A 20,974-nucleotide genomic window follows, 5' to 3' on the forward strand; every position below is an offset into this window, starting at 1 on the left:
CAGCCGTCGCATGCTGACATGACTGTCACGCCGTTACGCTGCCTTGCTGCGCTCGGGCGGCGGCGCTAGGTTTGATGCAGGAAACAGCCATCAACGGAGGAATCGGCCATGTCGCCAGTAGAAGCGCGCCTGAAGGAAGTGCCGTCGAATATGAGTGCGGCGGAATGGGAGCAGCGGATCAATCTCGCCGCCTGCTACCGGCTGGTCGCGCTCTACGGCTGGGACGATCTCGTCGACACCCATATCTCGGCCCGCGTGCCCGGCCCCGAGCATCACTTCCTGATCAACCCCTACGGGCTGATGTTCGACGAGATCACCGCGTCGAGCCTGGTCAAGGTCGACCTCGACGGCAACCAGCTCTCGCAGAGCGACTACAGCATCAACCCGGCCGGCTTCACCATTCATTCGGCGATCCACGAGGTGCGCGAGGACGCCGGCTGCGTGCTCCATCTGCACACGGTCGACGGCACCGCGGTGTCGAGCGGTCCCGACGGGCTGCTGCCGCTGAACCAGACCGCGCAGCTCGTCACCCACGATCTCGCCTACCACGACTATGAAGGCATTGCGCTCGATCATGACGAGCGCCCGCGCCTGCAGCGCGATCTCGGCGCCAAGAACCACATGCTGCTGCGCAATCACGGCACGCTGACGGTCGGCCGCTCGGTCGCCTCCGCCTTCGAGCGGATGTACCATCTGGAGCGCGCCTGCTCGATGCAGGTCGCAACCCGCGCGCTCGGGCCGATCGCCTATCCGGTCGACCAGCTCGCGATCGACAAGAACACCGAGCTGCTGTCCAACCCCGACCGTGCCGAGTTGCGCTCGACGCAGCTGGTCTGGCCGCCGCTGCTGCGCAAGCTCGACCGGGTCAATCCCGGCTATCGTGATTGAAATTTCACAAACTTGGGGTAGGCTCCTTGCCAACACCCTCTGCACTATCGGAATCAAAACGCCGCCCAATTCCGGGCGGCGTTTTTACGTTCGGTGCGTCTCGCTCTATTTGGCGTCGGCGAAAGCGGCCAGAATGCGCGCCCAGGAGCGGATGCCCTTGTGGTAGCTCTTGAGATCGTACTTCTCGTTCGGCGAATGGATATTGTCGTCGTCGAGCCCGAAGCCGACCAGCACGCTGTCGAGGCCGAGCGTGCGCTTGAAATCGGCGACGATCGGGATCGAGGCGCCGGAGCCGATCAGGAGCGCCTCCTTGCCCCATTCATCGGTCAGCGCGCGGCGGGCGGCTGCCAGCGGCTTCATGTTCCAGTCGAGCGCGATTGCCGGCGCTGAGGAATGATCGGTAAACTCGGCGTTGCAGTCCGCCGGCAGGCGCGCCTTCACATAGTCGCGGAATGCGTTGCGGATCTTCTCGGGATCCTGTCCCTCGACCAGGCGGAACGAGACCTTTGCCGACGCCTCGGCCGCGATCACCGTCTTCGAGCCCTCGCCGGTGTAGCCGCCGATGATGCCGTTGATGTCGCAGGTCGGGCGCGAGGACACCTGCTCGATCAGCAGCCGATCCTTCTCGCCCGCGGGCACCGAAAGACCGATCGGCTTGAGGAAGCTCTCCGGCGTCAGATTGAGCTGCTTCCACTGCGCCAGGATGTCCGGCGGCAGATCCTTCACGCCGTCGTAGAAACCGGGGATGGTGATGTGGCCGTTGTCGTCATGCAAGCCGCCGAGGATCCGGGTCAGCACGCGGATCGGGTTCTGCGCGCCGCCGCCGAACACGCCCGAATGCAGGTCGCGATTGGCGGCCTTGATCTTGACCTCGTCATAGACCAGGCCGCGCAGCGAGGTGGTGATCGCCGGCGTGTTGGGGTCCCACATGCCGGTATCGCAGACCAGTGCGAAGTCGGCCTTGAGCTCGGCCTTGTTCGCCTCGAGGAACGGCACGAAATTCTTCGAGCCGATCTCCTCCTCGCCCTCGATGACGATGGTGATGTCGACCGGCAGCGATCCCGTCACGTTCTTCCAGGCGCGGCACGCCTCGACGAAGGTCATCAACTGTCCCTTGTCGTCCTCGGCGCCGCGCGCGACGATGATCTTGCGCCCGTCGGCATGGTCGGTGACCACGGGCTCGAACGGCGGACGGTGCCAGAGGTTCAGGGGGTCGACCGGCTGCACGTCGTAGTGGCCGTAGAACAGCACATGCGGGCGCCCATCGGTCGAGCCGTTCAATTTGCCGACCACGGCCGGATGGCCGGCGGTCGGCCGCACCTCGGTCTTGAAGCCGAGGGTCGCGATATCCTTGGCGAGATGATCGGCGGCTGCCTTGCAGTCATTGGCGAAGGCCGGATCGGCCGAGATCGACTTGATCCGCAGCAGCGTGAACAGCCGCTCCAGGCTGTTGTCGAAATCGGCATCGATGCGGTCGAGGACGGGCTGCAGCTTGGCGTTGGACATCGCGGATATCCTGTTTCATTGGACGTTGCGCCAGTTTGTAGCGCGCCGGCCGCCGCAGGCAAAGCCGGTTGCCCGCTCCACCGTCGCGCGATGTTACCTGCGCAGAATGCCGCCGAGCGCGCCGCGTACCAGCGCGCGGCCGATCGAGCCGCCGACCGAACCGCCGACCGACTTGCCGAGATCTGCGACCACGCCGCCGATCACCTTGTCGGTCACCGAGCGCGTGACGTTGCGCGCGATCACCTGCCCGGTCGAGAGCCGGCCGCGCTTGACATTGGTGCCGAAGATCGTCGCGGCGATCGAACCGATCTGGCCGAGGATGCCGCCCCCCTCGCCGCCACCCGCACCGTCAGCCGGCGCCGCCGCCCCCGACAGCCGCTTCTGGATGATCTCGTAGGCGGATTCAGCGTCGATAGCAGTGTCGTATTTTCCCTTCACCGGGCTTGCATCCATGATCGCCTTGCGCTCCTCCGGCGTGATCGGCCCGATCCGCGCCGACGGCGGCCGCACCATGATGCGCTCGACCATCGACGGCGTGCCGCCGCCCTCGAGGAACGACACCAGCGCCTCGCCCTTTGCGAGCTCCATGATCACCCGCGCGGTGTCGAGCTTCGGATTGGGCCGGAAGGTCTGCGCGGCAGCGGCAACCGCCTTCTGGTCGCGCGGCGTGAAGGCGCGCAGCGCGTGCTGCACGCGGTTGCCGAGCTGCGCCAGCACCTTGTCCGGCACGTCGATCGGATTCTGCGTGACGAAATAGACGCCGACGCCCTTGGAGCGGATCAGCCGCACCACCTGCTCGATCTTGTCCATCAGCGCCTTCGGCGCATCGGTGAACAACAGATGCGCCTCGTCGAAGAAGAACACCAGCTTCGGCTTCGGCAGGTCGCCGGCCTCCGGCAATTCCTCGAACAGTTCCGAGAGCATCCAGAGCAGGAACGTGGCGTAAAGCCGCGGGCTCTGCATCAGCTTGTCGGCGACGAGGATATTAACCATGCCGCGGCCGTCACGGTCGGTCCGCATGAAATCCTTCAGCGTCAGCGCCGGCTCGCCGAAGAATTTCGCGCCGCCCTGGTTCTCGAGCACCAGGAGCTGACGCTGGATCGTTCCGACCGTCGCCTTCGACACGTTGCCATAGCTCTGTGCCGCCTTGCGGATCGGCGCCAGCGGATCATCGCCGTCGTCGGCCCCCTTCTTGCTGCCGTCGGGCGCGATCGCATCCAGCAGGGCGCGCAGATCCTTCATGTCGATCAGCGTGAGGCCGTTCTCATCGGCGACACGGAAGGCAACGTTGAGCACGCCCTCCTGCACATCATTCAGATCGAGCATCCGCGACAGCAACAACGGCCCCATCTCGGTGACGGTGGCACGCACCGGGTGGCCCTGCTCGCCGAACACGTCCCAGAACACGGTCGAGAACTGATCCGGCTGGAAGGTCAAGCCCATTTCCTTGGCGCGCTTCAATATAAAGTCTTTGGCCTCGCCGACCTCGGAGATGCCGGAGAGATCGCCCTTGATGTCGGCTGCGAAAACCGGAACGCCGGCGCGCGCAAATCCTTCGGCCATGACTTGCAGCGAGACGGTCTTGCCGGTTCCGGTTGCGCCCGTGACGAGGCCATGCCGGTTGGCCAGCGCCAGCGTCAGCCAGGCGGTCTCCTCGCCCTTGCCGATAAAAATTTTCTCGTCGGTATCGGCCGACTTGTTGTCGGAGGTCGTCATCGCTTCGCCTCTTCGCGCAGATTAGATCGGTTCGATCGTCGAATCCGGCATCAATCGTTCGAACCGATGCCATCATATTGCATCTTGCAGGTCGATTAAAACTATTGACGGGTGCCGACGTATAATGTCGCGCCAACAGTTCCTCATACTTTATTCCCGTCCAAGTGACGAAAGGCATTGCGCATTGCGACAAGATGGTGTGAATCCGCCGCTCACTCTTGCAGCGAGGCCACAGTCACGGCGCGATTGAAAAAGAATACGAACTGAAATGCGCGGATCGCTTGTATTTCGTGACACAGGCGCTCAAGATAAATCCTCAAGAATGATCCGGCAAAGTCCGGTTGAGGCGGGGCAAGATGGACGAGTTGGTTGGGCAGCTGGCCGCGAAGGCCGGCATCGATAGCGCTGTCGCTGAAAAAACCATCGGCATCGTTCTGGGTTTCCTCCGTAACGAGGGACCTTCCGACAAAGTCCAGGCTCTGATCGACCAAATCCCCGGCGCCGAAGCGGCTATCGCCGCCTCCAACAACAGCGGTGGTCTATCGCGGTTGATGGGCGGCGGACTGATGGCTGTCGGCACCCGGCTGATGGCGCTCGGACTGAGCATGAGTGAAATTCAGAACGTTGCGCGTGAACTTTTCAGGTTCGGTCGCGACAAAATCGGAGCGGATCAAATGGGCGAGATCATCTCGGGGACACCGGGCCTCAGCCAGTTTGCCTGAAGCACCCCTCGCAACGCCCTTGCACGTGCGCTCCCTTCTACCTGCATACGAGTATCATGACATACCCCCTCTCCGAGATCGAAGGCCTGTCCGCCTATTGCGCCACCAAACTGAAATCGCAGGGTATCCGCACGACCGACGCACTGCTTGAAGCCGCCCGCACCGTCAAGGGACGCAAGGCGCTCGCCGCCAAGACCGGAATCAGCGAACAACAACTGCTCGAATGGGCCAACATCTCCGACTACATGCGGATTCCCGGGATGGGCAAGGCGAAGGTCGGCCTGGTCCGCGCCGCCGGCGTCACCACGGTCCGCGAGCTCGCGCACCGCAACCCGTCGCGGCTGGCGCAGAGCATGAAGGACGCCAATGTGCGGCGGAAGCTCGTCCGCGTGATGCCGTCGGAGAAGTCGGTCGAGCTGCTGATCGAAGAGGCACGCAAGCTGCCTCCCAAGATCACCTATTAGCTGCACCTATTAGCATCACCTATTAGCCTGTCTTGACGGCATCCGGCGCCGCCGGCGCCGCGCGCGTCCGCGACACCTTGACTTGCCGCGGCCGTCAGCGCAAAGCCTCCGCATGATGGCAACCAAGCCCATAGCATCTGTGGTGACCGGCCCGGCCGTATCCGCGGTGCTGCCGGCGCTGCTGTCGCGGCCCTACCCGGCCGTGATGGGCATCCTGAACGTGACGCCGGATTCGTTCTCCGACGGCGGCCAGTTCATCATGCCCGAACAGGCGCTGGCGCAGGCCCGCAGGCTGGTCGCTGAGGGCGCCGACATCATCGACATCGGCGCGGAATCGACCCGCCCCTATGGCTCGGAGCCGGTCACGGCCGAGGCCGAACTGGCGCGGCTGCAGCCGGTGCTGGCCGAGGTGATCGCGCTCGGCGTGCCGGTCTCGATCGACAGCATGAAGTCCGAGGTCGTGGCCTGGGCGCTCGACCAGGGCGCTGTCATCGCCAATGACGTCTGGGGCCTGCAACGTGATGCCGGCATGGCGCCGCTCGTCGCCGCGCGCGGCGTGCCGGTCATCATCATGCACAATCGCGAGAGCGCGGATCCTGCGATCGACATCATGCAGGACATCGCGGCCTTCTTCGAGCGCTCGCTCGCGATCGCGGCAAGCGCCGGGATTGCGCCCGACAAGATCGTGCTCGATCCCGGCATCGGCTTCGGCAAGACCCCGGAGCAGAGCATGATCGCGCTGGCGCGGCTTGCCGAGCTCGACGTGTTCGGCCTGCCGGTGCTGGTCGGCGCCTCGCGCAAGCGCTTCATCAGTACGATCGTGCCGTCGGAGCCGCACCAGCGGATCGGCGGCTCGCTCGCGGCGCATCTGATCGCCGGGCAGAAGGGCGCCCGCATCATCCGCGCGCATGACGTCGCCGAAACCGTTCAGGCGCTGCGGGTGGCCGCGGCAATCGAGGGACAGCAATGACCGACACGATCTTCATCACCGGGATCGTCATCCATGCCCGTCATGGCGTGATGGAACATGAGACCGAGGTCGGACAGCGCTTCGTCATCGACCTCGAGCTCTACACCGACCTCTCGGAATCCTCGCGCACCGACCGCCTCTCCGACACGGTCTCCTATTCCAACGTGGTGGCGACCGCGACGTCGGCATTCAAGAACACCAACTACAAGCTGCTCGAGCGCGCCGCCGGCGCGGTGGCCGAGGACATCCTGGCGAGCTTCCCGCGCGTCAGGGCGGTCAAGGTCACCGTGCACAAGCCGCATGCGCCGATCGCGGCGATCTTCGACGATGTCGGCGTTGTGCTGACGCGCTCGCGCCATCCGCTGCCTCACGGGTAACCTCGATGGCCGACGTCCTGATCGCACTCGGCGGCAATGTCGGCGACGTCCGCACGACGTTTCGCAAGGCGATCGCCAATATCTGCGGCATGACGCAGGCCGCGCTCGTGGCGCGCTCGTCGGATTATTCGACCCCGCCCTGGGGCGAAGCGCAGCAGGACAGCTTCGTCAATGCCTGTATCGAGATCGACACCAGCCTCGATCCGCATGCACTGCTGTTCACGCTGCACAAGATCGAGAAGAAATTCGGCCGTGACCGCGCCAGCGAGCAGCGCTGGGGGCCGCGCACCCTCGACCTCGACCTGATCGCCTATGACGACGTCACACTCGACAAGCCGGAACTGACGCTGCCGCACCCGCGCCTGTTCGAACGCGCCTTCGTGCTGGTGCCGCTGGCCGAGATCGTTCCCGACCGCGTTATCGCCGGGCGCCGCGTCGCGGATGCGCTGGCAAAGGTCTCTACCGACGGTATTTTCCGTCTTGCGGACCTCGATTAAAGCCGCACGGCCGCAAACAAAAGTTTGGCTTGGCCGCCCGCCCGTGGCAATTTCCGGCCAAATCAAGGAGCCTCTCGCGGGGCCGACGAAGGACGATTTGGGCGGATGACGACCTCGACTGACGATTTGCCTCTGGCCTCGGATTTTGCTCCGGCAACCTATGACGACTGGCGCAAGCTGGTCGACGGCGTGCTGAAGGGCGCGCCGTTCGAGAAGCTGGTCGGCAAGACCTATGATGGCCTCAAGATCGATCCGATCTACCGCCGCGCCACCAACGCAAGCCCGCTGCCCGGCCGCGCCGCCGCGGCCCCCTGGCAGATCCTGCAGCGGGTGGACCATCCCGATGCCGCGCAGGCCAATGCGCTGGCCCTGCATGATCTCGAGAACGGCGCGACCGGCCTCGAATTCGAGTTCGCCGGCGGTCCCGGCGCGCGCGGCTTCGGCCTCGCCGATGCCAGCAAGAAGACGCTGGCGCGGGCCTGCGGCGGCGTCCATCTCGATGCCGGCATCATGATCGCGCTCAACCCGGTGATCGGGCGCGAGAACGCCGGCGAGACGTTTGCCGACATGGTCGAGGCCCGCAAGCTCGACCCGGCCAAGCTCGACCTGCATTTCAATTACCAGGCGCTCAGCACCATGGCGGCGCGCGGTGCCGCGGCGATCGCCTGGCCGAACTACGAAAAGTCGTTCGGCCAGGTCGTCAACGGCCTGATCAAGCGCGGCTTCAAGGGACCGTTCGTGCTGGCCGATGGCCGGCCGGTGCATGATGCCGGCGGATCCGAGGTGCAGGAACTCGCCTTCACGCTCGCGGTGGGCCTCGCCTATCTGCGCATGCTGGAAGCCTCGGGTCTCGATCTCGATGCGGCGCGTGCGGCGATCTCGTTCCGGCTCAGCGCCGATGCCGACCAGTTCCTGACCATGGCCAAATTCCGCGCGCTGCGGCTGTTGTGGGCGCGGGTCGAGCAGGCCTGCGGGCTTGCGCCGAAGCCGGTCTTCGTCAACGCACAGACCGCCTGGCGGATGCTGACCCAACGCGATCCCAACGTGAACATGCTGCGCGCGACGATCGCGACCTTTGCCGCCGGGCTCGGTGGCGCCAATGCGATCACCGTGCTGCCGCATACGCTGGCGCTCGGCCTGCCGGACGATTTCGCGCGGCGGGTGGCGCGCAACACGCAGCTCGTGCTGCTCGATGAGTCCAATCTTGCAAAGGTCTCCGATCCGGCGGCGGGTGCCGGCGGCATCGAGACGCTGACCTCGCAGCTCTGCGAGGCGGCGTGGACGCTGTTCCAGGACATAGAGAAGGCCGGCGGCATCTTCGCCGCGCTCGAACAGGGGCTGCTGCAAAACAAGGTCGCCGCGACGCGGGCGCGGCGCGAAACCAATGTCGCCAAGCGCCGCGACGTGCTGACCGGCGCCAGCGAATTCCCCAACCTGCACGAGGCCGACCTCGCGGTATTGGATGTGAAGCCGGCCGCGCCGGTGTCATCAGCCGGTGCCAAGGTCACCTTCGATGCCCTCGCGCCGATGCGGCTCGCCGAGCCGTTCGAGGCGTTGCGCGACAGGTCGGACGCCGCGCTGAAGGCGCGCGGCGCACGGCCGAAGATTTTCCTGGCCAATCTCGGCACGCCGGCTGATTTCACGGCCCGCGCGACCTTCGCAAAAAGCTTCTTCGAGACCGGCGGGATCGAGGCCATCGACAGCGAGGGCTTTGCCGACCCGGCGGCGCTCGCCGCGGCCTTCAAGGCCTCGGGTGCGGCGATGGCGTGCATTTGTTCCTCCGACAAGGTCTATGCCGCCAGCGCCGCGGAGGCCGCCAAGGCCCTTCACGGCGCGGGAGCAAGGCATATCTATCTGGCAGGGCGGCCCGGCGACCAGGAAGCGGCGCTGCGGGCGGCCGGCATCGGTGAGTTCGTCTTCGCCGGCGGTGATGCGCTGGCGACATTGCGCGACGCCTATCGGCGGATGGAGCAGGCATGACGGCAGAGGCACCAGCAAAACCCGTTCTGACCGGCGGCTGCCAGTGCGGCGCCGTGCGCTTTGCGGTGTCGGCGGCACCGAACCGGGTCAGCATCTGCCACTGCCGGATGTGCCAGAAGGCCTCCGGTGCGCCGTTCGCCTCGTTCGCCGACATCAACAAGGAGGATTTCGCCTGGACCCGCGGCAAGCCGGCGGCGTTCAAATCCTCCTCGATCGCCGAGCGCGACTTCTGCGCCGCCTGCGGCACGCCGCTCAGCTTCCGCCGGATCGACGGTCCCCGCATCGAGATCATGACCGGCGCCTTCGACCGGCCCGACCGGGTGATCCCGACGCAGCAGTTCGGAACCGAGTCCCGCCACGGCTGGGTGGTCGGGATCGCCAATCTGCCGAGCCAGACCACGATGCAGAATTACGGACCGGACAAGATGGCGACCATCGTCAGCCACCAGCATCCGGATCATGATTAAGGAAGCCGAGGGATGACCCGCATTCCCAATTTCGCCGATGTCGCCTTCCAGCCCGTTGCCGCGGCGATGCCGGGCGCGAGCGCCGAACCTTGGCTGACGCCCGAGGGCATCCCGGTGAAGTCCGTCTATGGCGAGGCCGACCTCGAAGGCATCGATTTCCTCGAGACCTGGCCGGGGATTGCGCCCTATCTGCGCGGCCCCTACCCGACCATGTACGTCAACCAGCCCTGGACCATCCGGCAATATGCCGGGTTCTCCACGGCGGAGGATTCCAACGCGTTCTATCGCCGCAACCTCGCGGCAGGACAAAAGGGCCTGTCGGTCGCGTTCGACCTCGCCACCCACCGCGGCTATGACTCGGATCATCCGCGCGTTTCCGGCGACGTCGGCATGGCCGGCGTCGCGATCGATTCCATCTACGACATGCGCACGCTGTTCGCCGGCATCCCGCTCGACCAGATGAGCGTGTCGATGACCATGAACGGCGCGGTGCTGCCGATCCTCGCGCTGTTCGTCGCGGCTGCCGAGGAACAGGGCGTACCGCCGGAGAAACTGTCGGGCACCATTCAGAACGACATTCTGAAAGAGTTCATGGTGCGCAACACCTACATCTATCCGCCGGCGCCCTCGATGCGGATCATCTCCGACATCTTCGCCTACACCTCGCAGCGGATGCCGAAATACAATTCGATTTCGATCTCCGGCTACCACATGCAGGAGGCCGGCGCGACGCAGGACCTCGAGCTCGCCTACACGCTCGCCGACGGCGTCGAATATCTGCGCGCGGGCTTGGCCGCGGGCCTCGACGTCGATCGTTTTGCGCCGCGGCTGTCGTTCTTCTGGGCGATCGGCATGAACTTCTTCATGGAAGTCGCCAAGATGCGCGCCGCGCGGCTGCTGTGGGCCAAGCTGCTCAAACAATTCAACCCGAAGGATCCGCGCTCGCTCAGCCTGCGCACGCATTGCCAGACCTCGGGCTGGTCGCTGACCGCGCAGGACGTGTTCAACAACGTGATGCGCACCACGATCGAGGCGATGGCGGCAACGCAAGGCCACACCCAGTCGCTGCACACCAACGCGCTCGACGAGGCCCTGGCGCTGCCGACCGATTTCTCGGCGCGCATCGCCCGCAACACGCAGCTGTTCCTGCAGCAGGAGAGCGGCACCAACCGCATCATCGATCCCTGGGGCGGCTCCTATTATGTCGAGCGGCTGACGCAGGATCTTGCGGAAAAGGCCTGGGGTCATATCCAGGAGGTCGAGGCGCTCGGCGGCATGGCCAAGGCGATCGAGGCCGGCGTGCCGAAACTCCGGATCGAGGAAGCCTCCGCCAAGACCCAGGCGCGGATCGACGCCGGCCGGCAGGCGGTGATCGGCGTCAACAAGTTCAAGCCGGAGAATGAGCGGCCGATCGACGTGCTCAAGGTGGAGAATTCCACGGTGCGCCGGCTGCAGATCGACAAGCTGGCGCGGCTCAAGAAGGAGCGCAACCAGAACGACGTCGATGCGGCGCTGGCCGCCCTCACCCGTTCGGCGGGCGAAGGCAACGGCAACCTGCTGGCGCTTGCCATCGATGCTGCGCGCGCCAAGGCAACCGTCGGCGAGATTTCGGACGCAATGGAAAAGGTGTTCGGCCGCCACCGCGCCGAGATCAAGTCCATCACCGGCGTCTACAAGCGAGAGGCAGCGGCGATGTCCAACAAGGTCGAAAAGGTGCAGGCCCTGATCGATGCGTTCGAGGAGGCCGAGGGCCGCCGCCCGCGCATCCTGGTGGCAAAGATCGGCCAGGACGGCCATGACCGCGGCCAGAAGGTGATCGCATCCGCCTTCGCCGATGTCGGCTTCGACGTCGATATCGGACCGCTGTTCGCAACCGCCGACGAGGCCGCACGGCAGGCGGTCGAGAACGACGTCCACATCCTCGGCGTCTCCTCGCTCGCGGCAGCGCATCTGACCGCGGTGCCGGAACTGAAGGCCGCGCTGAAGAAGCACGGCCGCGAGGACATCATGATCATCATCGGCGGCGTGGTGCCGCCGCAGGATTACGACGCACTGTACAAGGCCGGTGCCGAGGCGATCTTCCCGCCGGGCACCGTGATCTCCGACGCCGCCGAGGAGCTGATCCACAAGCTCAACGCCCGGCTCGGCCACAGCGCGGCGGCGGAATAGCGCCGCCGTATCCCTCTCCACAAAGACTCATGCCCGGGCTTGTCCCGGGCATCCACGTTTCTGGTGCCGATTCAAGAAAGACGTGGATGGCCGGGACAAGCCCGGCCATGACAACGCGGAACTGGTGGCTCTAGAACCCTACCAGCGTTATACGCGATTGCTCCAAAGGGAGTTTTCCATGCGCGCCGCTCGCTTGATGACGCCTGCCTGCATCATGGGCCTTGCTGGCCTGCCTGTGCCTTCCGGCGCGTGCCGCCGATCAGAAGCCCGACGCCACGATCAAGAACGCGAGCATCGAGGCCAACGTCTATCTCGACGACAAGATCAAGGCGGACAGCGCGCTGGCGGCCGATTGCCTTGCCGAAGGCAGGAAGTGGATCGACAAGCAGGCGGCGGAAGCTGCCTCCGACCGCAAGCAGGATCCTGATCTGTTCAAGGACCGCGGCGGCTATTCGTTCGAGCGCAAATATTCGGTTCGCTCGGTCGTCGACGGCCGCTATGTCAGCATCCTGCGCGACGACTACATGAATACGCTCGGCGCGCATCCGAACACTGACGTCAACACCATCCTGTGGGACGCGACGGCGAAGAAGCGCATCAGCATCCGTCCGTTCTTCACCGAGACTTCGGACAACGGGGCGACCATGAAGGCCATGCTCAAGGCCGTGATCGCGTCGCTGAGCATTGAAAAGAAGAAGCGTTCCGAAGGCGAGCCGATCGCGGCGAACTGGCACGACGATCTGAAGCCGACCCTGCTCAAGATCGGTGCCGTGACCCTGGCGCCTTCGACGGACGCCGGCAAGAGCTCCGGCCTCACCTTCCATTACCCGCCCTACGCGCTCGGTCCCTACGTCGAAGGCCAGTATGTCGCCTTCGTGCCGTGGGAGACGCTGAAGCCGTATCTGAGCCCTGAAGGCACGAGGATCTTTGCCGGCGCGCGGCCGAAGGGCGACGCGGACGATCAGCACTAGGCGTCATCAACAAGCCGCGCCGGTGCCGATCCGCGTTCCCCTCGCCTGCAATGGCCAGCCGTTGTAAAGCAAGACCATGAACGCCTCGAAGCCTGCCGCTCCCGACATCCACGCCCTCGCCCGTGACCTGCGCGCCGGCCAGCGCGCGGCGCTCGCACGGGCGATCACGCTGATCGAGAGCCGGCGTGGCGATCACCAGGCCTCCGCACGCGAGCTGGTGCAGGCGCTGCTGCCCGACACCGGCAAGGCGGTGCGGGTCGGCATCACCGGCTCGCCCGGCGTCGGAAAATCGACCACCATCGATGCGCTCGGCATGTTCCTGATCGCGCGCGGCCACAAGGTCGCGGTGCTCGCGGTCGATCCCTCCTCGGCGCGCACCGGCGGCTCGATCCTCGGCGACAAGACGCGGATGGCGCGGCTTTCGGCCTCCGACCGGGCCTTCATCCGCCCCTCGCCGTCCTCGGGCACGCTCGGCGGCGTCGCGGCGAAGACCCGCGAGGCGATGCTGTTGTGCGAGGCCGCCGGCTTCGATGTCGTGCTGGTTGAGACCGTCGGCATCGGCCAGTCCGAGACCGCGGTCTGCGACATGACCGACTTCTTCCTGGCGCTGATGCTGCCGGGTGCCGGCGACGAGCTGCAAGGCATCAAGAAAGGCCTCGTCGAGCTCGCCGACATGATCGCGATCAACAAGGCCGACGGCGACAACCTCAAGCGCGCCAATCTCGCCGCCGCCGACTATCGCAGCGCGCTGCACATCCTCGCGCCGCGCTCCGAACACTGGCATCCGCCGGTCGAGACCTATTCGGCGTTGACCGGCGCCGGGCTCGACAAGCTCTGGCAGAAGATCCTCGACCACCGCACCGCGATGAACGCCTCCGGCGAATTCGCGGCCCGCCGCCGGGAGCAGCAGGTGAAGTGGATGTGGTCGATGCTGGAGAGCCGGATGATGGCGCGGCTGCGCAGCGATGCCGCGATCCGCGCCAGGGTCAAGAAGATGGAAGCCGAAGTCGCCGGCGGTCGCATCTCGCCCGCGGTCGCCGCCGAGCAGATCGCGGAGATGCTGCATTGAGCGGCGGGCTGCGCATCCTGCTCACCGGCTTCGGGCCATTCCCGGGCGCGCCGTTCAACCCGACCATGCCATTGGTGAAGCGCCTGACCGCGCTGCGCCGCCCCGCCTTCGACGACATTGCACTGACGAGCCACATCTTCGACGTCACTTATTCGGCCGTCGACCGCGAATTGCCGGAGCTGATCGCAAGCCGTCGCCCGCACGCGCTGTTGATGTTCGGCCTCGCCGGCCGCACGTCCTATCTGCGGATCGAAAGCCGCGCCCGCAACGCGGTGACCACGCGCTTTCCCGATGCCGGCCGCCAGCATGCGCGCAAGGGAGCGATCGCAGGCGGCGCCGATGCGCAGATGTTCGGGCCGCACAGCGAAAAGCTGCTGCGCGCCGCGCTGGCCACGGGCATCGATGCGCGGCTGTCACGCGATGCCGGCAGCTATCTCTGCAACTATCTGAGCTGGCGCGCGATCGAAGCGGTGAACCGGGACAATGGCCTGCACCTCGCGCAGTTCGTCCACGTTCCGCCGCTCGCCCACGACGGAATGGCTGCACCGGGCAAGTCGTCCATCACGCTGGAAGCGCTGGTCGATGCCGGCGAAGCCATGCTGCTGGAGTTCGTGAAATTGACGCGGCAGGCCGCGCGCAGGTGAGCGTGCGGATTGGGGCGAGCAAGTACACGCGCTTAGTCGGCATCCTCCAACTCACGCGTCCGCAAGCTGCGCATCATTTCAATAAATTCAGGCTCCGCGGGATCGATCTTGCGGAATCTGTAGGGCTCGAAGCCGATCATCGGAGGGGGCAACGCGACACCCGCCAGCCCGACGGTCGGAGTCCCTCGACGACTCGTCCCGATGAAATTGACACGGTAGACCCGTCCCTTGCGCAGCAAATGATGGATAGGCACTATCGGCGGAATGGGTCCCTTCTTTGGACCATTGTCGATGCAGACAACCAAATCCCCCACGTCAAACACCGGCCTCTCCTGTCAAGCTAGCAGGCGAGCAAATACTCCAAACGCGTCAACCGCAAATCCCGCCAAATACTAAAATTGGATCGAATGACGATGTCTGCAACGGCCATTCAGTTTCGTCCCGGCGAAGGCCGGGACCCATAACCACGAAAGATCATTGTTGAGCGTCGCTGCAATGACGATTCCCGTTCACAACACAAGCCGCGGCGTAGCGGCGTATGGGTCCCGGCCTTCGCCGGGACGACGTCTGGGAAAGCGCCGTAAGCTCTCATTCTCCCCGGTGTCAGGCCCGCGAATGCGGGGCAGTACGACGCGGCCTCTCGGCTCTAGCAGTGCCGTCGATGGAATATTGGTTCACCCGCATGCGCAGGTGATGACATCGAGTGAGCTGTTCGACATGTGAATCCGGGTTCTCACCCCGTCATTGCGAGCGAAGCGAAGCAATCCATTTTGCCACAAGCGGAGACATGGATTGCTTCGTCGCCATCGTTCCTCGCAATGACAGCGGAGAGCCATCAGTTCCACCCGCGATTAACCCTACCGCCAACAATCGCCCCGCTGCGGCGGCGTGTTCACCATGCCGCGCCGTGTTTCGCGCTACCACTCGACCCGCGAACGTCACCGCTCGCGAATGTTTGCGAGGGCCACGCCCATGGACGTCAACCGCCGCCATCTCATCGGAGCATCCGCCGCCGCCGGCGTCGCCGGCGCGCTTGCGATGTCGCCGGATGCCGCGCGCGCTGCGCAATCGGCCGGCTCGCTCGGCCGCGACGTCACGCAATATGGCGCCCGCCCCGGCAGCTCCGACGATCAGACCCGCAATTTGCAGCGCGCGATCGACGACGCCGCGCGGGCGCAGGTGCCGCTGGCGTTCCCGCCCGGCGTCTACCGCACCGGCCTGCTGCGGCTGGCGCCCGGCAGCCAGCTGATCGGCGTGCGCGGCGCCAGCCGGCTGGTGTTCAACGGCGGCGCGTCGCTGCTGGAGGCCGAAGGCGCCGGCGGCATCGTGCTGATGGGCCTGTCCTTCGACGGCGGCAACGTGCCGCTGCCGGCGCGGCGCGGCCTCGTGCATTGCCTGTCCGGCCGCGACATCCGCATCACCGACTGCCAGTTCACCGGCAGCGGCGGCAACGGCATCTGGTTCGAGCAGATGTCGGGCGACGTCAGCAACAATATCTTCACCGACATCGCGACCACGGCGCTGGTGTCGTTCGACGCGCTCGGCCTGATGGTCGCGCGCAACACCATCAAGGGCACCAGGGACAACGGCATCGAGATCCTGCGCAGCGCGATTGGCGATGACGGCTCGATCGTCGCCGACAACCGCATCGAGGACATCAAGGCCGGCCCCGGCGGTTCCGGTCAGTACGGCAACGCCATCAACGCGTTCCGCGCCGGCAATGTGATCGTGCGCGGCAACCGCATCAAAAACTGCGACTTCTCGGCGGTGCGCGGCAATTCGGCCTCCAACATCCACATCACGGACAACAGCGTCAGCAATGTCCGCGAGGTCGCGCTCTATTCGGAGTTCTCGTTCGAGGCCGCCGTGATCGCCAACAACACGGTCGACGGCGCCGCGATCGGCGTCTCCGTGTGCAATTTCAACGAGGGCGGCCGCATCGCGGTGGTCCAGGGCAACATCATCCGCAATCTGCTGCCGAAGCGTCCCGCAGGCACCGATCCGAACGACGGCGCCGGCATCGGCATCTATGTCGAGGCCGACAGCACCGTCACCGGCAATGTGATCGAGAATGCGCCGACCTTCGGCATCGTCGCCGGCTGGGGCAAATATCTGCGCGACGTCGCCATCACGGGCAACGTCGTCCGCAACGCGCCGATCGGCATCGGCGTCTCGGTGGTGCCGGGCGCAGGCTCCGCGCTGATCAACAACAACATGATCTCGGAAACCCCGCGCGGCGCGGTGGTCGGGCTCGACCACGCCCGCCCGGTCACATCGGATCTCTCGGTGGGCGGCGCCCAGCAATATGCGCAGCTAATGGTCGGCGCCAACGCGGTGCGGCGCTAATCGGTTGTTTGAGCTTGATCTCTGCGCAAGCGCTCCGCGCTTGCTCTACAGCGCGTTGCGCAGCAGCGGGTAGCGCCGCTGGATGGTGTCGAGGTCAAGCACCGGCGGCGGCATCACCTGAGGCGGCATCGCCGGAGGGGGCATCTCCAGCGGCGGCGCGTCGGCGACGACGGGCCGCTCCTCGAGGACCTCGGCCACCGTCTCCAGCGCGGCCGCCACTGCGGTCATCGCGGCCTCCGCCAAGACTGCGGCCTCCGAGCGGCGCTCCGGCATCGGCGAGATGTCAGGCGGCGGCAATTTCGACTTGCCACGGCCGAGCCACGACAGATCGATCGGCGAATTGTCGAGCGCGGCTTCGCGCGTCAGCAATTCCCGCCAGATATCGACCGCGGCGCGGGCTTCCCTGATGTTCTCGAGAAAGGCCTGCTCGCTGTGATAGCGGCGCCAACGTCCGGTTTCGAACAGTTCGCTGAGGTGCTCCAGCCTTTGCTCGGCGAGGTTGCACCAGCGCGCAACGATCTCCTGGCCTCTGGCCACGTCGGTCCGATGTGTCATGGAAACTTGCCCGCAGGAAAAGAGACGGACGCAGACGCAACCGAACCGAACCGAATCAACTGGACGTGACACTGATATTCTGTGGAAAAGGTAAATAAAGTCTAACTAAATTCTTAATCTCAACCGGGCGATGAAAGAAGTCCGCTCGACTACGGAGTTTCTCGCCCGAACCATCGTCAAGTCATCGACTTGCACGGTGACGATGCGCGTCGCTGCCGTGCGCTGCGCTGGGCGAATGATCCACAGCAAACGGTGATGGCCATCGCACTTGCGCTCCGCAACGCCGCAGCCATCGGCCGCGTTCGCCCAATCCGTCATGCAAGGTGGTCCCCAAAATGAAAGACCCGTCCGGGGGGACAACCGGACGGGTCAAAGCCATATGGGCGCTTGGGGTGGATGGGCGCTCGCGCCTGATATAGCCGGGGAGGGATAAACCGCTCCCACGCATATAAGTCGTGACAGGAAGGCGGACGTTCAAATCGCCGGCGATTTTTTTAACCTTGGCGCCGTCTGGTTCCAGCGCACCGTCGCTGGCCCTCGACGCCAAAAATCGCTGCGCATCAAGGCGATCTGCAGCTGAATCGTCGACGGCGCGGCATCGTGCAACGCGCGGCTCACGGAAGTGTTATTGCCGTCCGGGGACTTGCAGGGGCTGCGACGGTTTGTCCATGCCGCGGACAGGTAAGCGGGGCGCGGCCGTCGGTAGTCACGAACGACCGCAACGCGGCGCAGCGTGTTCGGCCGAGGCTTACGGCGTTTCGACCGCCAGGCTGACGATCTTCTCTTTCTGCAAACGGGCAATCAGCGCAGCGACGCCATCCTTGTCCATCGCGCGGAACTGCAAGCGGAACATGCCGCCCTTCCCGTCGAGGATCGAGCCCTGGTAATTGTCGAGCAGCGACGTGATGTCGGCGATCCTGGCTTCCGGCGTGAAGCGCACCAACAGCCGCGTCGGCGTTGCCGCCACGCTGGCGCCGAGGTCACGGGTGATCGGCGCAGGCGCCGCCCTTGGCGCAACGGGCGCGCTGCGCTGTTCGGCGACATCGAGCGAGGCGGTCTGGAACGAAGCCGGTGGGCTGCGCATCAGCACCGCGCCGATCACGCCCGCCTGCAACAGCACCACGAGCGCGCCGAGGCTGGATGACCAGGCGAGCGTCCGCGGCGACAATTTCGAAAAGAACTCCGAGATCCCGGCCGACGCGCGCGCCCCCGCCGACGGTTTCCGCTCCGGCTCGGCATCGATCGCGGCAAACAGCTTCTGCATGGCGCGCGCCGAGGGTGCACCGAGGCTCTCGTTGAGGCCGATGGTCTCGGCATATTCCTCGCGGATGACGGCATATTGCCGGGCCAGATCCGGATCGCTCGCGAGCGCGTCCTCGACGCGGCGCGCGTCACGCGCGTTCAGCGTGCCGGCCGCGTGCCAGGGCAGCAGCATCTCGACATCGTCAGGATCTTGCCCCTGCACCTTCTTGTTGCTCGCAGCCATCATGGCCAACCTCGCTCGACACCGGCTGCCTTCAGCAACTCGGCAAGTTTCTTGCGTGCATAGAACAGGCGCGTCTTCACGGTGTTCTCCGGAATCCCGACGATCTCAGCAACATCTTCCACGGATTTCTCGTGATAGTAGACAAGATCGACGATCTCCCGATGTTCCGCTGATAGTCCCTTCAGGCACTTACGCAGCGTGTCACCGGTGTCCTTCTTCTGCACTACCGTTTCCGGATCGTCGGACGTGTCCTCGATCGCGTTCGCGGCCTCATCGTCCAGTTCGGCGTCCTTCCTTCGCCGCAGCGAAGACAACGCCTTGAACCGGGTAATCGCCAGAAGCCAGGTTGAAACGGCGGATCGTCCCTCGAATTTGCCCGCCTGACGCCACACGTCCAGGAAGACCTCGCTGATGAGGTCCTCCGCCACCTGTTCGTCCCGCACGAGCCGAAGCCCGAAGCGGTACACCCTGACATGATGCCGTCCGTACAGCACCTGCATGGCGAGCCGGTCGCCTTGAGCGATCCGAGCGATCAGAACCTCGTCTGAAGCCGCCTGTGTCGCGCTCAATGGCCGTCTCGCAAAGTTGGTCTGAGGGGGGTGGTGCGTGGTTCGACGCGAGAGCCAAGATTCTTCACATTACGGCAATGTGCGGACCGCATGTGTGATCTATGACACAGTCGGCGATCCAGATGAGAAATAATCGCCGAAGCCCCGTCTAACGGTATCATATTACTAAGAACTCTCGCGGACGCCCACCGTCCGGCAGAACCATATCAGGGCTTTTCCGGCAAGCCAGCACCGTCGCGAAGTCGGCGCCGGCGGAGAGCCCCGGCACGATTGCTCCCGCCTCGCCTCGACGCACGGATTCTCCTTACGAAACAAGGGTGATGACCGGATTACACCGGAGCAGATTCGGTTCCAAAAGATACCAAACCTAAAGGCTTTCCCACTTAGATTTTCGCCGGATTTCACCAATGGCGAGACCATGGGCAGCGCTGCGTCGTCACTTCCCAGCCCGGCCGCGGGCGCATCGGAAAGCGGCCGTCCGAGGTTGACGGTCGAGCGGCTGGCGCGCCGGGCCCGGCAACGCCGCCAGATCCAGTCGATGATCGCCGCCTGCTTCGTGCTCGATGCCGTCGTGCTGCTGATCTACGCGCATGCCGGCACCACGACGGTTCTGGTCGCCGCCGGCTATGCCCTGACCGGCCTCTGTTTGGTCGCGATCTATGTGCTGCTCTCGGAGCGCGGCTTCCACGAGCGCTTCCGCGACCACTACCTGGTCGCGCCGCAATCGGCCGTCAACATGGTGAACCTGCTGGTGTTCACCTACATCGCGCCGGAAGTCGGCGTGCTGTTCCTCTGCAACCTGTTCGTGGTGTTCGGCTTCGGCGCGCTGCGCACCTCGGCGCGGCAGACCGCTGTGGTCTGGACCATCATGGTGCTCGGCCTCGCCGCGCTGTTCCTCGGCACCGACAAGGCGATCGGGATGCCGACCGCGACCCGGATCGACCGCCTCGCCACCATGCTGGTGTTCGCGCTGACGATCGGGCGCTGCATGTATCTCGGCATCTTCTCGAGCTCGATGCAGCAATCGCTGTATCAGAGCGGAAAGAAGCTCAAGGAAGCCTATCGGCGCATCGAGGAACTCGCCGAGCTCGACGAGCTGACCGGCACCTCCAATCGCCGCAGCATCATGCGCACGCTCGAGGAGGAGATCGCGCGCTGCGCCCGCAACGGCAGCTCCTGCGCCGTGGCGCTGATCGATCTCGATCATTTCAAGCGCATCAACGACGTCTACGGCCATCCGACCGGCGACGAGGCGCTGCGCACCTTCGCCATCGGCATGTTCGCCAATCTCCGCAGCGTTGATCGGTTCGGCCGCTACGGCGGCGAGGAATTCCTGCTGGTGCTGCCCGACCTGACGCAGGATCAGGCGATGCGCGCGCTCGAACGGCTGCGCGCGATCATCGCCGATCTCGACTGGAGCGCATTCTCGCCGGGCATGCGGGTGACGATCTCCGCCGGCGTCACGACGCTCAAGCCGTGCGAAAACTCCGACACATTGCTCGCCCGCGCCGATAGCGCGCTTTACGCAGCCAAGGCGAGAGGACGCAACCGCATCGCCAGCGCCTGAAATCCTTTCAT

Annotated in this window: 20 protein-coding genes; 14 read left to right on the top strand and 6 right to left on the bottom strand. The window is 65.2% G+C overall.

Annotation, left to right across the window (positions count from 1 at the left end; all coding sequences use genetic code 11):
• Nucleotides 1-108 precede the first annotated feature (108 nt).
• Complete coding sequence (locus BI327_RS19070) at nucleotides 109-888, top strand: class II aldolase/adducin family protein (RefSeq protein WP_076862350.1); 780 nt, start codon at nucleotides 109-111, stop codon at nucleotides 886-888.
• A gap of 105 nt (nucleotides 889-993) precedes the next feature.
• Here the strand turns inward: BI327_RS19070 and BI327_RS19075 are convergent, their stop codons facing one another.
• Both BI327_RS19075 and BI327_RS19080 read right to left on the bottom strand, forming a co-directional pair.
• Entirely contained in the window at nucleotides 994-2,394 is a 1,401-nt protein-coding gene (locus tag BI327_RS19075; protein ID WP_076862351.1) for a M20/M25/M40 family metallo-hydrolase, read from the bottom strand.
• 93 nt (nucleotides 2,395-2,487) lie between these two features.
• On the bottom strand, nucleotides 2,488-4,110 hold the full coding sequence (locus tag BI327_RS19080; RefSeq protein ID WP_076862352.1) for a helicase HerA-like domain-containing protein: 1,623 nt from the start codon (nucleotides 4,108-4,110) through the stop codon (nucleotides 2,488-2,490).
• Between the two features lie 356 nt (nucleotides 4,111-4,466).
• Between BI327_RS19080 and BI327_RS19085 the strand changes: the two genes are divergently transcribed.
• From BI327_RS19085 to BI327_RS19135, 11 genes are all read left to right on the top strand, one after another.
• Entirely contained in the window at nucleotides 4,467-4,832 is a 366-nt protein-coding gene (locus tag BI327_RS19085; protein ID WP_076862353.1) for a hypothetical protein, read from the top strand.
• 56 nt (nucleotides 4,833-4,888) lie between these two features.
• Nucleotides 4,889-5,296, top strand: coding sequence for a DUF4332 domain-containing protein (locus BI327_RS19090; RefSeq protein ID WP_018270650.1), 408 nt, complete (start codon nucleotides 4,889-4,891; stop codon nucleotides 5,294-5,296).
• A gap of 115 nt (nucleotides 5,297-5,411) precedes the next feature.
• The gene (gene folP / locus BI327_RS19095) at nucleotides 5,412-6,266 is read left to right on the top strand and encodes a dihydropteroate synthase (protein ID WP_076863058.1); all 855 of its coding nucleotides are present in this window, start codon (nucleotides 5,412-5,414) and stop codon (nucleotides 6,264-6,266) included.
• Nucleotides 6,263-6,643, top strand: coding sequence for a dihydroneopterin aldolase (gene folB / locus BI327_RS19100; protein WP_050403309.1), 381 nt, complete (start codon nucleotides 6,263-6,265; stop codon nucleotides 6,641-6,643). The genes folP and folB overlap by 4 nt, the downstream gene beginning before the upstream one ends.
• Before the next feature lie 5 nt (nucleotides 6,644-6,648).
• On the top strand, nucleotides 6,649-7,140 hold the full coding sequence (folK, locus tag BI327_RS19105; RefSeq protein WP_076862354.1) for a 2-amino-4-hydroxy-6-hydroxymethyldihydropteridine diphosphokinase: 492 nt from the start codon (nucleotides 6,649-6,651) through the stop codon (nucleotides 7,138-7,140).
• A 105-nt stretch (nucleotides 7,141-7,245) separates the two neighbouring features.
• The gene (locus BI327_RS19110) at nucleotides 7,246-9,120 is read left to right on the top strand and encodes a methylmalonyl-CoA mutase family protein (protein ID WP_076862355.1); all 1,875 of its coding nucleotides are present in this window, start codon (nucleotides 7,246-7,248) and stop codon (nucleotides 9,118-9,120) included.
• On the top strand, nucleotides 9,117-9,587 hold the full coding sequence (locus BI327_RS19115) for a GFA family protein (RefSeq protein WP_050420173.1): 471 nt from the start codon (nucleotides 9,117-9,119) through the stop codon (nucleotides 9,585-9,587). Before BI327_RS19110 ends, BI327_RS19115 begins: the two co-directional genes overlap by 4 nt.
• A 12-nt stretch (nucleotides 9,588-9,599) precedes the next feature.
• Nucleotides 9,600-11,756, top strand: coding sequence for a methylmalonyl-CoA mutase (gene scpA / locus BI327_RS19120; RefSeq protein ID WP_076862356.1), 2,157 nt, complete (start codon nucleotides 9,600-9,602; stop codon nucleotides 11,754-11,756).
• Nucleotides 11,757-11,977: 221 nt separating this feature from the next.
• Nucleotides 11,978-12,727 (top strand): DUF3298 and DUF4163 domain-containing protein, encoded by a 750-nt coding sequence (locus BI327_RS19125; RefSeq protein ID WP_245334875.1) that lies wholly within the window; start codon nucleotides 11,978-11,980, stop codon nucleotides 12,725-12,727.
• Between the two features lie 76 nt (nucleotides 12,728-12,803).
• Nucleotides 12,804-13,796: a methylmalonyl Co-A mutase-associated GTPase MeaB gene (gene meaB / locus BI327_RS19130; RefSeq protein ID WP_076862358.1), complete on the top strand. Its 993-nt coding sequence runs from the start codon at nucleotides 12,804-12,806 to the stop codon at nucleotides 13,794-13,796.
• On the top strand, nucleotides 13,793-14,440 hold the full coding sequence (locus BI327_RS19135; RefSeq protein ID WP_076862359.1) for a pyroglutamyl-peptidase I: 648 nt from the start codon (nucleotides 13,793-13,795) through the stop codon (nucleotides 14,438-14,440). The genes meaB and BI327_RS19135 overlap by 4 nt, the downstream gene beginning before the upstream one ends.
• Nucleotides 14,441-14,472: 32 nt before the next feature.
• Here the strand turns inward: BI327_RS19135 and BI327_RS19140 are convergent, their stop codons facing one another.
• Nucleotides 14,473-14,763 (bottom strand): hypothetical protein, encoded by a 291-nt coding sequence (locus BI327_RS19140; protein ID WP_143271661.1) that lies wholly within the window; start codon nucleotides 14,761-14,763, stop codon nucleotides 14,473-14,475.
• Between the two features lie 649 nt (nucleotides 14,764-15,412).
• On the opposite strand from BI327_RS19140, the gene BI327_RS19145 reads away from it, so the two are divergent.
• Nucleotides 15,413-16,786, top strand: a complete 1,374-nt coding sequence (locus BI327_RS19145; protein WP_076862361.1) for a TIGR03808 family TAT-translocated repetitive protein — start codon at nucleotides 15,413-15,415, stop codon at nucleotides 16,784-16,786.
• Nucleotides 16,787-16,831: 45 nt separating this feature from the next.
• Here the strand turns inward: BI327_RS19145 and BI327_RS19150 are convergent, their stop codons facing one another.
• From BI327_RS19150 to BI327_RS19160, 3 genes are all read right to left on the bottom strand, one after another.
• Nucleotides 16,832-17,341, bottom strand: a complete 510-nt coding sequence (locus tag BI327_RS19150) for a TIGR03809 family protein (RefSeq protein ID WP_076862362.1) — start codon at nucleotides 17,339-17,341, stop codon at nucleotides 16,832-16,834.
• A 748-nt stretch (nucleotides 17,342-18,089) separates the two neighbouring features.
• Nucleotides 18,090-18,827 (bottom strand): hypothetical protein, encoded by a 738-nt coding sequence (locus tag BI327_RS19155; RefSeq protein ID WP_076862363.1) that lies wholly within the window; start codon nucleotides 18,825-18,827, stop codon nucleotides 18,090-18,092.
• The gene (locus tag BI327_RS19160) at nucleotides 18,827-19,396 is read right to left on the bottom strand and encodes a sigma-70 family RNA polymerase sigma factor (RefSeq protein ID WP_076862364.1); all 570 of its coding nucleotides are present in this window, start codon (nucleotides 19,394-19,396) and stop codon (nucleotides 18,827-18,829) included. The genes BI327_RS19155 and BI327_RS19160 overlap by 1 nt, the downstream gene beginning before the upstream one ends.
• Nucleotides 19,397-19,814: 418 nt before the next feature.
• Between BI327_RS19160 and BI327_RS19165 the strand changes: the two genes are divergently transcribed.
• Nucleotides 19,815-20,963 carry a GGDEF domain-containing protein gene (locus BI327_RS19165; RefSeq protein ID WP_076862365.1) on the top strand — a complete coding sequence of 383 codons (1,149 nt, stop codon included), beginning with the start codon at nucleotides 19,815-19,817 and terminating at the stop codon, nucleotides 20,961-20,963.
• Nucleotides 20,964-20,974: the final 11 nt, after the last annotated feature.

Origin of the sequence: Bradyrhizobium mercantei (assembly GCF_001982635.1) — a bacterium.
GTDB classification, from domain to species: Bacteria; Pseudomonadota; Alphaproteobacteria; order Rhizobiales; family Xanthobacteraceae; genus Bradyrhizobium; species Bradyrhizobium mercantei.